This is a genomic window from Photobacterium sp. DNB23_23_1, from assembly GCF_052873815.1.
In genome coordinates, this window is sequence record NZ_JBNNXT010000001.1 from 354846 (window position 1) to 369694 (window position 14849).

The 14849-nt window shown below is 43.5% G+C and carries 12 protein-coding genes and 1 pseudogene; 9 read left to right on the top strand and 4 right to left on the bottom strand.

Annotation, left to right across the window (positions count from 1 at the left end; all coding sequences use genetic code 11):
• Positions 1-29: 29 nt before the first annotated feature.
• Both ACVA53_RS01455 and ACVA53_RS01460 read left to right on the top strand, forming a co-directional pair.
• Positions 30-404, top strand: a complete 375-nt coding sequence (locus ACVA53_RS01455) for a hypothetical protein (protein WP_255042699.1) — start codon at positions 30-32, stop codon at positions 402-404.
• 252 nt (positions 405-656) lie between these two features.
• Positions 657-812, top strand: a pseudogene (locus ACVA53_RS01460) (tryptophan synthase subunit beta); the annotation flags it as partial.
• 80 nt (positions 813-892) lie between these two features.
• Here ACVA53_RS01460 and glcF read toward each other — a convergent pair.
• The gene (gene glcF, locus ACVA53_RS01465; protein ID WP_446504353.1) at positions 893-2158 is read right to left on the bottom strand and encodes a glycolate oxidase subunit GlcF; all 1266 of its coding nucleotides are present in this window, start codon (positions 2156-2158) and stop codon (positions 893-895) included.
• 237 nt (positions 2159-2395) lie between these two features.
• On the opposite strand from glcF, the gene ACVA53_RS01470 reads away from it, so the two are divergent.
• The 4 genes from ACVA53_RS01470 (at position 2396) to ACVA53_RS01485 (ending at position 8094) form a co-directional block, all read left to right on the top strand.
• Positions 2396-3793: an FAD-binding oxidoreductase gene (locus ACVA53_RS01470; RefSeq protein ID WP_446504354.1), complete on the top strand. Its 1398-nt coding sequence runs from the start codon at positions 2396-2398 to the stop codon at positions 3791-3793.
• Positions 3794-3927: 134 nt separating this feature from the next.
• The gene (locus tag ACVA53_RS01475; RefSeq protein ID WP_446504355.1) at positions 3928-4875 is read left to right on the top strand and encodes a hypothetical protein; all 948 of its coding nucleotides are present in this window, start codon (positions 3928-3930) and stop codon (positions 4873-4875) included.
• Positions 4876-4894: 19 nt separating this feature from the next.
• The gene (locus ACVA53_RS01480; protein WP_446504356.1) at positions 4895-6385 is read left to right on the top strand and encodes an FGGY family carbohydrate kinase; all 1491 of its coding nucleotides are present in this window, start codon (positions 4895-4897) and stop codon (positions 6383-6385) included.
• Positions 6385-8094: an FAD-dependent oxidoreductase gene (locus tag ACVA53_RS01485; protein ID WP_446504357.1), complete on the top strand. Its 1710-nt coding sequence runs from the start codon at positions 6385-6387 to the stop codon at positions 8092-8094. The genes ACVA53_RS01480 and ACVA53_RS01485 overlap by 1 nt, the downstream gene beginning before the upstream one ends.
• 97 nt (positions 8095-8191) lie before the next feature.
• Here the strand turns inward: ACVA53_RS01485 and ACVA53_RS01490 are convergent, their stop codons facing one another.
• On the bottom strand, positions 8192-9154 hold the full coding sequence (locus tag ACVA53_RS01490; RefSeq protein ID WP_446504358.1) for a YhfZ family protein: 963 nt from the start codon (positions 9152-9154) through the stop codon (positions 8192-8194).
• Positions 9155-9409: 255 nt separating this feature from the next.
• On the opposite strand from ACVA53_RS01490, the gene gltS reads away from it, so the two are divergent.
• The gene (gltS, locus tag ACVA53_RS01495; RefSeq protein ID WP_446504393.1) at positions 9410-10636 is read left to right on the top strand and encodes a sodium/glutamate symporter; all 1227 of its coding nucleotides are present in this window, start codon (positions 9410-9412) and stop codon (positions 10634-10636) included.
• Between the two features lie 55 nt (positions 10637-10691).
• Here gltS and ACVA53_RS01500 read toward each other — a convergent pair whose 3' ends face one another.
• Complete coding sequence (locus ACVA53_RS01500; RefSeq protein ID WP_255041784.1) at positions 10692-11234, bottom strand: mechanosensitive ion channel domain-containing protein; 543 nt, start codon at positions 11232-11234, stop codon at positions 10692-10694.
• Positions 11234-12169 carry a CorA family divalent cation transporter gene (locus ACVA53_RS01505; RefSeq protein WP_255041786.1) on the bottom strand — a complete coding sequence of 312 codons (936 nt, stop codon included), beginning with the start codon at positions 12167-12169 and terminating at the stop codon, positions 11234-11236. Before ACVA53_RS01505 ends, ACVA53_RS01500 begins: the two co-directional genes overlap by 1 nt.
• A 136-nt stretch (positions 12170-12305) precedes the next feature.
• On the opposite strand from ACVA53_RS01505, the gene ACVA53_RS01510 reads away from it, so the two are divergent.
• Complete coding sequence (locus ACVA53_RS01510) at positions 12306-13283, top strand: SphA family protein (protein ID WP_446504359.1); 978 nt, start codon at positions 12306-12308, stop codon at positions 13281-13283.
• A 569-nt stretch (positions 13284-13852) separates the two neighbouring features.
• Positions 13853-14569, top strand: a complete 717-nt coding sequence (locus ACVA53_RS01515) for a hypothetical protein (protein WP_255041790.1) — start codon at positions 13853-13855, stop codon at positions 14567-14569.
• The last annotated feature ends 280 nt before the right edge of the window (positions 14570-14849 follow it).

Sequence of the window (14849 nt, forward strand, 5' to 3'; positions counted from 1 at the left end):
CTATACAACACTCAAAGAAGAAATTACCTATGACTGATTTTCAATATTACTTTCATCAACTTCCTTGTTTTAACTGTAAAAAAAACACAGTAAGCACTGATCTTGGTTGGTTAACGGCTGCGATGAAAGATGATGTCCTAGCGCAAATGGCTGCGATAATCGAGCAAGGAAACGTTGAGCCAGATCTTTCGGTGAACGTGACTTGTACTAAAGACGAAGCGCGTGATTACTTATTGCTGAATTTCTACGGCTACCCAGAAGAAGAACTAGCGAATCAAGTTGAAGCGGAAGATGAGCAAGAAGTCGCGGATGAAATAGCAGAGCTATTGGCAGAAGGTAACGATACAGCAGTCTTTGAACATGAAATCGCACTACAAAGTTGTACTGATTGCGACATTGATTAAGAGTCAAACTAAGCGTAATCATTAAATTTAATCATGCTCATCATACCTAGCATGATGTTCTATGTATTTCAGGCGTTAGCAAAGTAGAGTTTGCTAGCGCCTTTTCTTATCTGCGATTTTAACCAGCATGACTGATCAAATATTTATGTAGGTTGGTATTAATACCAATCTTCGAGATCACATTTATCCCAAATATTCATCTTGTCACTATTCAACCATGGCACTTTAGTCTTTATGATTGTTTTTGTACTCATTGAATCGGCCCATGCCTTGGCCTATGCCCTGAAGTTGGCAAAGGAAGGTGAAACTGGCTCAATCCTGATTAACCTATCTGGCCGCGGTGATAAAGATATCGACTTTGTGGTTGAGAACTATGGCAAAGAATATGGTATCGAATCGTTGATTTAACTCAGTGATAAACTTATTTGACGATTGAGAAAGCCAGCGAACATTATTGTTGGCTGGCTTTTTTAATGTGATAGTAAAACTTAAAGATTATTTGGGCAAACATCGAGTAATTCTATCCAGTGCGAGATTGGTAAAGTAGAAGCCGAACCTATGTGTATTTGACAGCTTAAATTAGAAGTGACAATACGTGACGGATGCTTGATGGTTAGTGCTTTGATTTTGTTGTTTCTTAACTGAAGACTAGATTGAGGTTGCAATAACGAATAAGTACCACCGGATCCACAACAGATATTGTTATCTTCTGTTTCGCTGAAGGTCGCACCAAGTTGGCTCAGTATTTTTCTAGGCAGTTCTTCTTTTTTTAAACCGTTCCTTAGCGAACAAGGTGTGTGTAATGCTAGGTTTTTATGCTCATCATTGAGGGAAAAGTGCACAAGTTGTTCGTCTTCTTCTAGTATTATTTCGCCAATGTTCTTGGTTAAATTACTGACTATTTCTGCTTTTTCTCCATACTCTTTGCTATTGCCTAGGTGTTTGAAATATTCCCTGACCATTAACTCGCAGCTTGATGATAATGAGATAATGGCTTCAGCGCCTTGCTCGATTAAAGGCCACCATATGTTGATATTGTTTTTCATTATTTGTCGCGATTTGTTGTGGTCAGCAAGGTTGGCATGTATTGCGCCACAGCAATGAGCCGCTGAAAGTTGTTTAACTTGAATACCTAATACATTAAGGGCGCTTATGGCGGATAGCTTTGCTGCAGGGTTGAGGGTGTCCTGGGCACAGCCAGTCAGCAAAATAACGACTTTTTTCTTCTCCTGTTGATTTGAAATCAGGTTGTCTTTATTCGGTTGTGAATTAGGCCAAAGGTTATTTTTCTCTGTTGTAGGTATTTTTTCTGCTATGGCGCTAGGTAAGAAGGGTTTTATTACCTGTCCCATTTGAAGAGCTACAGAAAAACGGTGCGGGTAAGGGAGAACCTGCTTAATAGCCCAGCGCAGAGTACGTTCTTTCCATGGGCGAGGGTATTCGTCATCAATCATGCATCGAGCAATGCTGATCAGTTTCCCAAATTCGATCCCTGCTGGGCAGGTGGTTTCGCAACTGCGGCACGTGAGGCATAAATCAAGGTGTTTGCGTTGTTCTGCCGTGAGTGGCTCTCCCTGTAAGAAATTTCGAATTAAATAAATACGCCCTCTCGGGCCTCTGTTCTGATCGCCAGAGTCAATGAATGTTGGACAAGTGGCATTACAGAAGCCTCGATGGACACACCGTTTGATGATCGTGACGGCCTCTTGGGCATTATCGATGTAGCGATATTTATTATCTAGCTCTGTCAGCATGTTTTTCCTTTTGGACATTTATCGGCCCACAAACAAGTCGAAGTCATTTCTTGGTTGAGAAGTGAACAATAACGTGCAACACATCTCACTTTAACAACTTCACTTTGACTTTAAATTTTATCGGATCAATAGTCAATTTATTGAATACTCCAAAATATGATTATTGAGTCAAAGATAAGTGATATCGAGGCTTATACCTAACCGTGAATACCCAAATGATGAGCTAAGTGAGGGGTTATGTTGGATTACCTACTAATTGAAAAGAAACTTGAAAGTGCATTAGGTACATCAAAAGTATCGACATTGAAGCAAGATTTGGAAGCGAGTAGCCATGATACTTGGCCATTAATGACCAAACTCAATTTGCTGGATAAGCACCCGAATATGGCGGATATTGTCGTCAAAGCGCGAAGTGATGAGGATATTTGTAAAGTTTTGTCCTTAGCTAATGAGGATAAAATCCCTGTGACTGTTAGGGCTCTAGCTTCATCGGTTACCGGGCAACCCCTGCCAACAAAAGGGGGAATTGTTTTAGATATTTCTGAAATCCCGAGTAGTTACTCGCTAAATGAAAAGAATATGACTGTTACTGCGACTTGTAGTCATAACGGTGGGGATTTGGAAGATTTACTGCAAAAGAAAGGGTGGACCATGGGCCATTCTCCCCAGTCACTTTACCGTTCAACGGTCGGTGGTTGGTTAGCGACGCTAGCTACTGGGCAGTTTTCCTCGCTTTATGGTGGCATTGAGGATTTGGTGGTTGGTTATGATGTTATTCTGGCAACCGGTGAAAAAATGTCACTGAAAGCGAACCCTCGTGCAGCCATGGGTCCTGATCTACGTCAAATATTCCTGGGTTCAGAAGGTACGCTGGGGGTGATCACTTCAGTGACACTAAAAGTCTTTCCTAAGATGGAAGCCGAAGCTTTTATGACTTATGCCATTCCGACTGTAGAAGATGGTTTGGCTCTGATGCGAGAGATCACAGCATCAAACCTTAAACCCTTCCTTGTACGCTTTTATGATACCGAGGAAGCCAAACATGCGATGCAGGACAGTAACTTTGAAACGCCCGTCTTGTTTTTGGGTAGTAGGGGACTGTCGGCCATGGTTGATGCAGAACAAAGTATTTTGCATCAGTTAGCAGAGAAACATGGAGGTGAAGCCATTGGCCCTGAAGCCACTCTTGGCTGGATGGAGCGCCGTTTTGATTTCTCAACTGTTGAGAATCTATTAGCGACAAAAGGTGGCTTTGGTGAAACCATAGAAATTGCCCACAATTGGGATTCTATCCACCCACTTTGGCAGGACTTAAAAAAAGCTCTCTCACCGCTAGCCAATGAGGTCATCTCACACTTTTCACATATCTACAATCAAGGCACTTCTATGTATGTCATTCTTCTGGGTCAAGAAGAGGACAATGAAGCTGCCGTAGCTCGTTTGGAGCAGATTTGGAAAACGACTATGGAAGTGTGTATCGAGCATGGCGCTGAGCTTTCACATCATCACGGTGGTGGTTTGGCTCGTTCCCCTTATAGTCGTCGCTCGATTGGTGAAGCTCACTTGATACTGCGCAAGTTGAAGGCAGCCCTTGATCCTAACGCAATTCTTAATCCAGGAAAACTTGGTCTCTGATAATGCAATAAACATGTACCACCGGCTGGTGCTTAGGCAAGCATGAGCCGAACCTCAAAGAGCCTTAGCGCAATACTAAACATAGAGATAAAGCGCAACGAGGCTCACCCTACAAAGTTTAAAGGACATGAAAGATGGATAACTTATTCAATATCAGTGTCATGGGTATACTCGGATCCTTTGCTGGAGGATTTTTAGGCGCCGTTTTTGGTGGCTTAGTTGCTTTTGTTTTTACGGGAATAGCCATTATTGTCGGAATCGCGATTGTGATTGGTAGTGGTGACTCCGCATTTCTTGATTTAATCGGTTTGGGGCCTATTTTTGGTCCTCATATATCCTTTGCCGGTGGTGTTGCCGCAGCGGCTTATGCTTCTCATAAAGGCTGGTTGAAAAATGGCCGGGATATCGTCACGCCTCTTGTCAGTCTAAGTCGGCCAAGTGTGCTTATGATTGGTGGTGCGTTTGGTTTATTTGGTTATCTTGTTCAGTCTATTCTTTCCAGTATTGAAGGGATCGGAGCCAATACTGACTCAGTAGCTCTGACGGTTGTTTTGTCGGCCATAGCGGCTCGCTTGATGTTCAGTAAGTGCGGTATTATTGGCCAGCACTGTGAAGGTAAGCATGGCTTGGATCGTTTCAAAACATCTGAACAGCATTCGTGGCTAGCTTATCAAGATACATTTCCAATGACGATCATATTGGGAACGTTCGTTGGAGCAATGTCTGCATGGTCGGCGCTTGAGCTACTCAAAGCTTATCCAGATGCTCCTGGAGTTATTTTCTTAGGTTTCGCAATTTCTGCAATATCACTTCTCTTTTTAGCGATGAATGTCCTTGTACCTACAACCCATCATATTACTCTAGTGAGTGCTGTGGCTGTATCACTGTTTATTGGTGTAGTTCAAAATGATGTATTGCTGGTCACTATCGGAGCAGTCTCAGGGTTGTTTGCTTCTGTTTTAGGTCAGTTGTTTGCAAGATTCTGGTTGATCCGGGCTGATACGCATATCGACCCGCCTGCAAGCGCAATCTGGCCAATGACAACGGCACTGATTTTAATTTCTCTAGTTATCAGTAAATAGTGAATACAAGGAGTGAGTCATGAGCAAACATATTTTAGTGATAGATGCTGGGACAACTGGTATTCGTGCCCTTATTTACAATGAGCAGAGTCAAATACTATCCCAGGCTTACACTGAATTTCCCAATTATCATCCTCAACCTGATCGTGTTGAGCAGGATGCGAATGAAATTTGGTTGGCGACACAAGAAATGATCGCACTGGCCCTCAAGCATATTTCTTTGCAGATGAATGATATTTCCTGTGTGGGTATCACCAACCAACGTGCAACTACAGTGGTGTGGGATCGTAAAACAGGCAAGCCGGTGACACGCGCAATAGTGTGGCAGGATACTAGAACGGCGGATCGTGTTCAAACGTTAGTAGAAGACTGGGGAGATACAGTTTATAGCCGGACGGGATGGGCTCTTGCACCTGTTTATTCATCGCTTAGTTTAGAGTGGGTGCTAGAGAACGTTGATGGTATCAGGGAGCAGGCTGAAGCGGGAGATTTAGCCTTTGGGACAATAGACTCTTGGTTGGTTTATTGTCTAACAGGTGGTGAAAAGCATGTTATCAGTGCGTCCAATGCATCTGTTACAGGCGCCTATGATCTAACCCAAGAGCAATGGTACGAAGAGTGGTTGAGTGCATTGAACATCCCTCTATCGATGTTTCCTGAAGTATGCGATGACTCTGCAGTTATTGGCTTGACTGACGAGCGCATCATAGGGGGAAGCGTTCCTATTTCAGGCATGATTGCAGATCAACACTCTGCCTTGTTTGCCCAAGGGTGTACTAAAGCTGGAATGATTAAGTGTACCCATGGAACAGGCACATTTCTTGATATGTTGATTGGTGATAAGCCGGTCATTGATGTCAGTAGTGGAATTTGCTGTCAGATTGCTTGGCGTAAAAAAGGTAAAACGCATTATGCTCTGGAAGGCTATGCCGGTTGTACCGGATCTGCCGTACAGTGGTTAAGAGACGGATTACAAATTATTGATTCATCGGCTGAATCACAATCGGTTGCGGCCAAAGTTGATGATAATGGAGGAGTATATTTTGTCCCGGCTCTGACTGGACTCTCAGCACCTTATTGGGACCCTTATGCTCGTGGCTCAATTTTGGGGATCACGCCAGGGACAACACGTGGCCATGTTGTTAGGGCGACACTTGAGGGCATTGTTTACTCTATTCGTGATTTTATTAGAGCCATGCAGTCGATATCAGGGTTTGATATCACTCAAATGTCGGTTGATGGTGGGGCTGCAAAAAATGATCTGTTGGTTCAGTTTCAAGCCGATCAATTAGGTGTAACTGTGATCCGTCCACGCAATGTTGAAGCGACTAGTCTTGGTGCAGCTTTGATGGCTGGTCTTGGGGCGGGGATTTGGAAAAGTGAAGATGAGGCATTTTCTGTTAGTAGAAATAAGCAAACCTTCACGCCGCAAATTGATGAAGAAACCAGAGAAAAACAATATCAAATGTGGAACCGCGCCGTTAAACGTGCGCAAGGGTGGAGTATGTAATGAAAAGATCAGCATTGCATGAATTATCAAATACCGTTTTTGATCTTGTCGTTATCGGTGGCGGTATCACAGGAGCTGCAACAGCAAGGGATGCAGCGTTGCGTGGGCTAAAAGTGGTGTTAGTGGAGAAGGACGATTTTGCTTCAGGGACTTCAAGCCGCTCTTCTAAACTCATTCATGGAGGTTTGCGTTATTTGGAAACTTACCAGTTTGGTTTGGTCGCTGAATCAGTGCGTGAACGTGAGATGGCACTGAAGCTGGCGCCGCATCTCACTAAAGTGCAGCCTTTTTTATATATGTTTTATGACGATACGCCTGATAAGAAGTGGCTGTTGAACCTTGGGTTGACCTTTTATGACCTGGTTTCGGGAAGTTGGAATAAACGGCGCCATAAGATGTTAAACAAGGAACAAGTGTTAGCTCGTCAACCAGAGTTTAGACAAGAGGGTTTGCGCGGTGCGGCGATGTTTTATGATGTGTCTACTGATGATGCTAGGGTAACGATAGATACAGTAAAAGGAGCTGCAGAGCATGGTGCTCAAGTTATTAACCATTGCGAAGTCACAGGGCTGACATTTACTGATAACCAATGTAATGGTGTTAAAGTTATCGATAAGCTCACTAAACAGCAAGGGGTGATACAAGGGCATTATGTTATCAATTCAACAGGACCATGGAGTGATAAGATTCTTAACTTCGAACGAAGCGACTCGACAGTATTGCGTCCAACTAAAGGTGTTCATATCGTGCTGAGAAAACAGGATTTCCCGCTACACTCAGCTGTATTCATGCGCTCACCAGATGATGGTCGGACGGTTTGGCCAATACCGTCAATGCAGGATGACCGGGTTTTCATTGGTACAACGGATACTACCTATGAGGGAGATTTGAATAATGTACACCCGGAAAAAGAAGATATCCGTTATTTGTTGAATGTTGCTAACCACTTGATGCCGAAAAAGAAGATTACTGAAGACCATATCGTGGGTTCTTGGGCTGGACTAAGACCACTGATTGCTCCGGAAGATGAGCTTAATAATAGTAAAACCCCCCGAGAGCATCAGATTTTACGTAGTGAGTCCGGTGTTTATTCGATCGTTGGTGGAAAGCTAACCAGTAACCGTATTATGGCTAAACAGCTTCTGGATAGGGTGGTTAAACATGATCAATACAAGCACTTAAGGCCAGATTTATTGCCTTATCGTGCCAGTAAGGTCGCTATTTCTGGGGCGCAGAAAACGGGCGCAGAGATGAATGCTGGTAAAAATAAGTATGCCGTCAATAATGTCGTTGCAAAGTTGCGAGAGGTTGGAATACCGTTTTATCTTGCAAGAGTGTGGGCATCTCGTTATGGCTACAACGCCCACTGTATTGCCAAATATTGGAATAAGGGACCTCTATATCAAAAAGCACTGGGCGCTCGAGAGCTGACGGTGGCGGAAGTTCACTATTGCATACATGAAGAAGCGGCATGTTCATTAAAAGATCTGTTGGTTCGCAGGACGTCTGCGTTTTTCTGGGATAAAAATGGTGGGCTTGAGCAAGTTGGCCCCATTGTCCAGGAGATGCAGGCAATACTGGGTTGGACAGAAGAAGATAAGTTATCTCAAATCGATAGTTATTATGATTTGGTGAGTAAACATCGTCCAAAGGCTATTGCAAAACCAATCCATGAACCTAATGACGTTGCTCAAATTGCCCATGATTAGTCACTCTGTTTTATTAGTGGGTTATTAAAGTTACCAGCCTAGATATGTAAGTTTAGGCTGGTTTTTTTATTGCCGAACCAGAATTGGAATTTCTTGATTAACCAATGTTCTTGAAGGCTTTACGATAAGGATCTTCCTGGTTAAAAGCGATTGTTTGGCTTTGTACTATTTCATTGTTGTTAACTTCACTTAGCAGCGCAAAGAGTTCTGGCCTATGAGGGTTAATCACCAGTGTCGCCGCAGATAATTGCCGGTGCGATGTAATGGATTCTTGCTTCGAAAGTAACTTTGCACAAAGACCGGCATATTCCAGCGATACTGGGCTCGAGGTCATATGCCACAGACCAATATCCGCTTCTTTACTTAAAATTCTTGCTGGAATTTGACGAAAGTCAGTTTCAACATACTTGAATCCGTCACTTTTAGGAAACTCTATCTCAGTTAACCGGACATGGTCTGATGAGTTGTTATCGATGGCAACACGAACAGGGGAATTGTTTTGCTTTTCAGATACGACAACAAGGCGATTCATTGAGTAATAGGTACCTGGTGCCAGCATTTTAATATTATTTTCGTCAATGGGCTGGGGCATATTCTTCGCAGCACCGAGAGATACTAACGCGATATCAAATTTACCTGATAGTACCTGGGATATTCGTAGCTCTCCACCTGGTTGGTGTTCAATAAAGTAGGGAATATTTAGTTTACTGAGTTTGTTTGTAATATGACGTATTAGAGTATCTATCTCGATTGAACCACTACTAGGCATTATCAATTGCACTGGGTCTAATTTGGCAATGTTCCAACACAGCCCGGTATCAATTTGGGTAACTATTCGCCCCATATGCCCTTTTGATTGGGTTGTTAGGGCCATAGCGTCTTTTAAATGTTTTAGCGCACGTTGCATAGTGCCAGCGACAATGCCGTATCGCTCATTAAATTGAGTGTTTGTAAGCAGTTTGCTTCCTAACCCTGACTTCAATGCATGGATCACAATGTGGCGTTTAGCATTTAAGATCGCTTGATCATCACTAAAAACAGAAGACGTGTTATTGGGCATAAAGAGACAGTCACTCATCAAATACTAAGGGTTACATAAACAAATTGTATCGAAATCAGATATAACTTACTAATTGTTAATCAAATTGATGAAGCAGGCTAACTTATCACTGTTGTTATGAGAACTGTCTCAATGCCCATAACACTGATTCTTGCGAGCAAATCCACTTTTGTTGAGCTTTATAGCGCTATTTTTAACAATCTTTTGCTACGGTTAATGCAGCATTTGGAACGTTAAGGATATAACTAGATGGAAATGGATTGGGTAAACGGTATTTTGAGGTTTGATTCCTTTTTTGCCGTCACCATTGGGATCTTGGTGCTGTTTGTAGGCCGTCAGCTTAATAATGTATTCAAGCCACTAAAAGAGTTCAGTATTCCTGAACCAGTGACGGGTGGCATTCTATTTTCTGTACTGATTGCAATTGTTTACAGTGTGTCTGACATTGCTATTGAGTTTGATCTCGTCGCACGAGATGTGCTGCTGGTGTATTTCTTTACCACCATTGGTATTAACGCCAGTTTGAAAGATCTTCTCAAGGGGGGCTTGCCTCTCGTTATCCTGCTCGCTATCACCGTCGGTTATATGGTTGTCCAGAACCTAACAGGTATCGGCGTGGCCAGTGCCTTCGGCCTTGATAGCCCTGTAGGTATGCTCGGCGGTAGTGTTTCCCTTATTGGTGGACATGGTACAGCTATAGCTTGGGCGCCACGTATTGCAGAAGGTTATGGTATCAGTAACGCGATGGAAATCGGGGTGGCATGCGCCACCTTTGGCTTGATTTTGGCCAGCTTGATGGGTGGCCCTATCGCCAAGTTTTTGATCACCAGACACGATTTGAAACCAGAGAAAAAAGAAGCACTCGATGTAGGGGTAGCGGATGATAAGTCCAATGGCCATATTTCCGGTTTTGATTTCCTTGATGCCGTTTTCTCTATTCATGTTTGTGTCATTTTGGGTTATATACTCAATGAGTCAATCGCGGAGATGGGCTTGCAATTACCGCTTTTCGTGACCTGTTTGTTCGCCGGTATTGTCATGACCAACTTGGTGTTCCGGGTTAATATTCGCCGTATCACAGGAACTGATTGGCCTGCAAGGAAGCCTGCTGTCGCCCTGATTGCTGATATCGCGTTAGGTACTTTCTTGGCGATGTCGCTGATGAGCATGCAGTTATGGACGCTAATTGATCTGGCTGGGCCTATTTTTGCCATTCTTACCGCGCAGTTCATCGTCGCAGTGTTGATCAATATTTTTGTGGTGTTCCCGGCAATGGGAAAAAACTACGATGCAGCGGTGATTTGCTCTGGTTTCGGTGGGATTTCGCTAGGCTCTACACCAACGGCCATGGCCAATATGTCTGCAGTCTCCCAGCGCTACGGTAATTCCCACCTTGCCTTTATTATTGTGCCTTTAGTGTGTGCGTTCTTTATCGACTTGGTTAATGCTCTGATGATCCCGTACTTCTTAGCGAATTTTTAACAATTCCTTTCAAGAAGAATAGCTGAACAAGTAAGCCGGAGTCATACTCTCCGGCCTATTTGTCGTCTGCTGGATTGAGTTCATGTTTTACTATCAACTTTGTTACTCCCTTTTGCAGGATCAAATTGTTGGGGTAGGTGATAATGTTGCCATTCTCATGGCGGAGTATGACGTGAAACATAGTGATATCGATAATAATGCCACTGATATCTTCGTCCTTGTCTGCCACTTTGATATTATCGCCAATTCGATAAGGGAATACGAAAAATATCAGCACACTGGCCGTGAGGTTGCTTAATATTGACCATTGGGCAAACAGCGCGACACCCAGTACAGCAAAGATCGAGGACAAAAATAACGATATATCGCCAAAGCCGAGATCGAGAGTAATGACAAATATAGCTCCAAAGAGCAAGAAAGAAATGGCAGTAAATGTTTTCACTACAAATTGGGTTCTTTTTAGAGATACCCTCTTGTTTATTGCCAGTGTCTCAATCCATTTTCGACCAATATGCTTAAAAGTGATATAGCCAATGATTAGCAGAATACCCAGCACAAATTGTTTAAGTAATAAGTTAGACAGTAAAAAATCAAACATTAAATGTACCTTAATTTTTTGAGGACAATGACTTCAACAGCCACGATAACGATCAATCCAAGACAGAACAAAGTGAATGCTAGCGGGTTTTCAACGCCGGGTATTCCACCTATGTTGACACCAAGTAAGCCCGTAAAAAAACCAGCAGGTAGGAATATGCCAGCAATGACAGAAAATAAATAGGTATTTCGGTTCATCGTTTCGGCTTGTTGTTGATTAATCGTGGCAAAGTAGAGATTGATTTGATCGATATAGAAATCGATAGATTCGTTCATTCTCATTATGGTATCTAAACAGTTTTTAAAATGGTTTTTGTACCCTTTTAATACTGGGATGTCGGCTTCGATCAGATCTTCTAGCACATAGCGCTGAGGCTTAAGGTATCGGCGCAAGCGCAGTAAACGAGAGTTTATTGAACTCAATACAGCTCTATCAGTATGGACATTCTCGTCCATTTCATTGAGCCTATCTTCAACGGGTGAGAGAAAGTCTGAAATAATGCTGTTGACACTATTTGCGATTGCTTGCAATAAGTCCGTCAGAGTATTCGGCCCTTCTCCTTGCTCTAGCTTACGTACAATATTGGCAACTGCTCGCGAAGGGACTTTTCTTGTTGAGATTAAAGAGCCCTTATACCAGAGTATGCGCAGGCTTAACATATCATCGGGCTCTGAACCTTCGTTAAGATTGATACCGCGTAAGATAATGAGGAAACAATCGTCACTGTATTTTTCAAACCGGGGACGAGTGTCATCAGTGAGCAGTGAGTCGACAATTGCTTCGGGGATAAGGTTGTCTAACAGCCAACTCCTTAACCCTTCTGCATCTCGTTGGCAGTGGTACCAGTTTGCAGGGAGCAGCTTATTAGCTTCAAGCGAACTTTCTATAGCAACGCCTGATGTAAAATCCCAACAGGAAATTATAAATCCGTTCATATACATCCCTTTTCGTTCTTTATAGTTTTGGTTCCTTGGTGAAGCTTACACGACTTTCGTTGTTGTAATTAATTAGCCTCGTTTTATCTGATACTCATCTATATTTCAATGTATTGGGAAGAGATGGACATATATTATGTACGTTAAAGCGACGGTTCGAGAGTCTCTGACAGATGGCCTTTTTCTGGTAACGATGGTGCTGGGTGTATTTGTTACTGCACATACATTCGCAGAAGAAGGAGTGAGCGGTCACTATCAGATTGGTAGCGGATCATCAAGGATGAATAAAATCCCACCTAGTCACTCAATCAATGCATATGTGGATCTGAGTGAGTACGATGGCAATACTCAGGGCGGACTCTCTGTACCGCTGGCCGGTTTGTTGGTCACTGATTTGGATGTCAAAAGTCAGGTGTCATCTTTGAACTTTGCCTGGAATCCAGGTATAGAACTGGCTGGCGGTTGGCAGTATGCAATGGCTATTTCTTTACCTTATCGCTCAGTAGAGGTTTCTGTTCGCAGCTCCAATGATGCTGGTGGTCGTAAGCGAGACAAAAACAGTGGTCTTGGCGATATTATGATTACACCGCTGATGCTGGCTTACTCTATATCTGAGTATTGGCAATCTGAGTTTCATTTCAATATTTACGCTCCGACGGGAGATTTTGAGGTTGATAAACTGGCCAATGTCGGTAAGAACTACTGGAGCTTTTCGCCTGTAGCTTGGCTGCAATATATTGAGCCGACAACTGGGCAGGAGTTTACGGTGTCTGCTGGGGTTGATTGGAATAGTAAGAATGATGATACCGATTATCAGACAGGGGCTCAGGTGCACATTGGCTCTACGGTGATTCAATATATTCCTCTACTGTGGGGGTTTACGGGAATTGGCTTATCTGGCTACTGGTATCAACAGATCAGCGCTGACTCTGGAGGTGGGGCGGTACTTGGCGACTTTAAGGCAAAAGCTGTCGGACTAGGGCCTGTACTTAGCTACCAGTCAAAGTGGTCAGGTCGACCTGTTCGTGCAGAGTTAGAGTGGATCAATGAGCTGGAAGTACGAAACCGCCCAGAAGGTGATCTGATTTCATTGAAGCTTTCAGTTCAGTTTTAGGGCTCTATTTACCCCCCTTACGGACATTTCTATGCCGTATATTGTATTCCATCGAAATTGTGTATCAGATCTAAGACACATTATGTATTAGCGTCCCAAAAGCATTGGCAATCACTAAGCTGTGAGTAATATACCCAAGTTACCTCAAGGTGCAGGATTCAGAGGGTTGTCAGTGCCTTCAATCCAAGGCGAAGGTTTGCAGGAATGGCATTCCCTTTCAAAAAGCTTCAACGACGGAGTGAATGGGCTGACACCCTACCGAAGGGCGAGTTTTCTAAGCTTCTTTACTGCGTTATTGTTTCTTGATTTAGAGCCGCTAGATCTTCAAAACAATGCCTTGTCTATAAGCTTATAAATTCTCGCTGAACCTGCATCTTGAAGTCGCTTGGGTATAAAACCCATCCCACCGGACGGGATAAGCTTTCTTGTTACATCCCGCTGTAAAGTTACACCAGTAGGCTGTAGCAAAATGATATTATTGCCTATGGCCGTTATGTATGCTTTTTCCACGACTACGCTGCAATACTGACTTAGGTGCTTTCAATTATTTTTATTAAGTTGATGTGGTTATGGCAGCAATGATGTATCAGCCGACGTTCGATCCTATCGAGTCGCTGAGTGATGAGCAATTGCAGCAAGCAATTGCCGACAGGCTTAACAAACAGTTGAATAATATGGCTGTTGCCACACAAACGGCGCAGTTCTTCATGGATTCTTTACTCAACTGGCACGCTGAATCAGTACCTGTTACACAGGTAGAGAGTATTCTTGCCTTTGCGTTTGGCAATCGTATTTCCCTTAATGGCAACCAGCATCCAGGGCCGATGAATGAAGCGATTGCTGACTCGGTGGTGTTGCTGTATCGCCAGAATGCTGTGCCGGTTTATGCCCAATGGGAAGTCGCTGAGGCAATTGGCAGCCGGATTCCTGTTCATGATCTCAATGCTATTTACCCGCGGCTTTCTGGGAAGGGCAATACAAAGTACCTCTGTACCCAGGGAGTTGCTGAGAAGGCGGTATTAATGGCTGGAAGTGTCTCTAATTTGGGTAAAACTGCGGTGGTTGCTTTTTTTGAACACAGCTTGCGTACAGTTGATACCGCGCGTGAGGCTGGCATTGATGCCTTTTTGCCTCAGGGCCTAGAGATGCCGCGCCAGTTTGATCCTGACTCCGGCCAGGCGTGGACACGTGATCAGCAAACCTATGTGATGCATGAAATTCGTACCCGTGCTACCAATGAGCGAGACCGACTAATCCAAAACGCTGTTGATGACAACTCGAAGTGAGTTGTGTAGACACATAACTCCCTATGCCTTTCTTACCGTTGATGAAAGGCATAGCACGTTCCCATCATTATGAGCAATTATTTGCACATAACATTTTCCTGTCTTACTAAATAACAGAACCGCATCGAATAATTGTGCTTGCAAGTCCTGCTTCCAATTTTGCAAATGTTACTTTCCCGATTTCGGTACAAAAGGTGTTGCCTTGAAAGAGCACACTGAAAGTTCGCTTGCCTGCAGATTACCTGGATAAGGCCGAGTCATCGGCCTTTCTTGTTTGCCT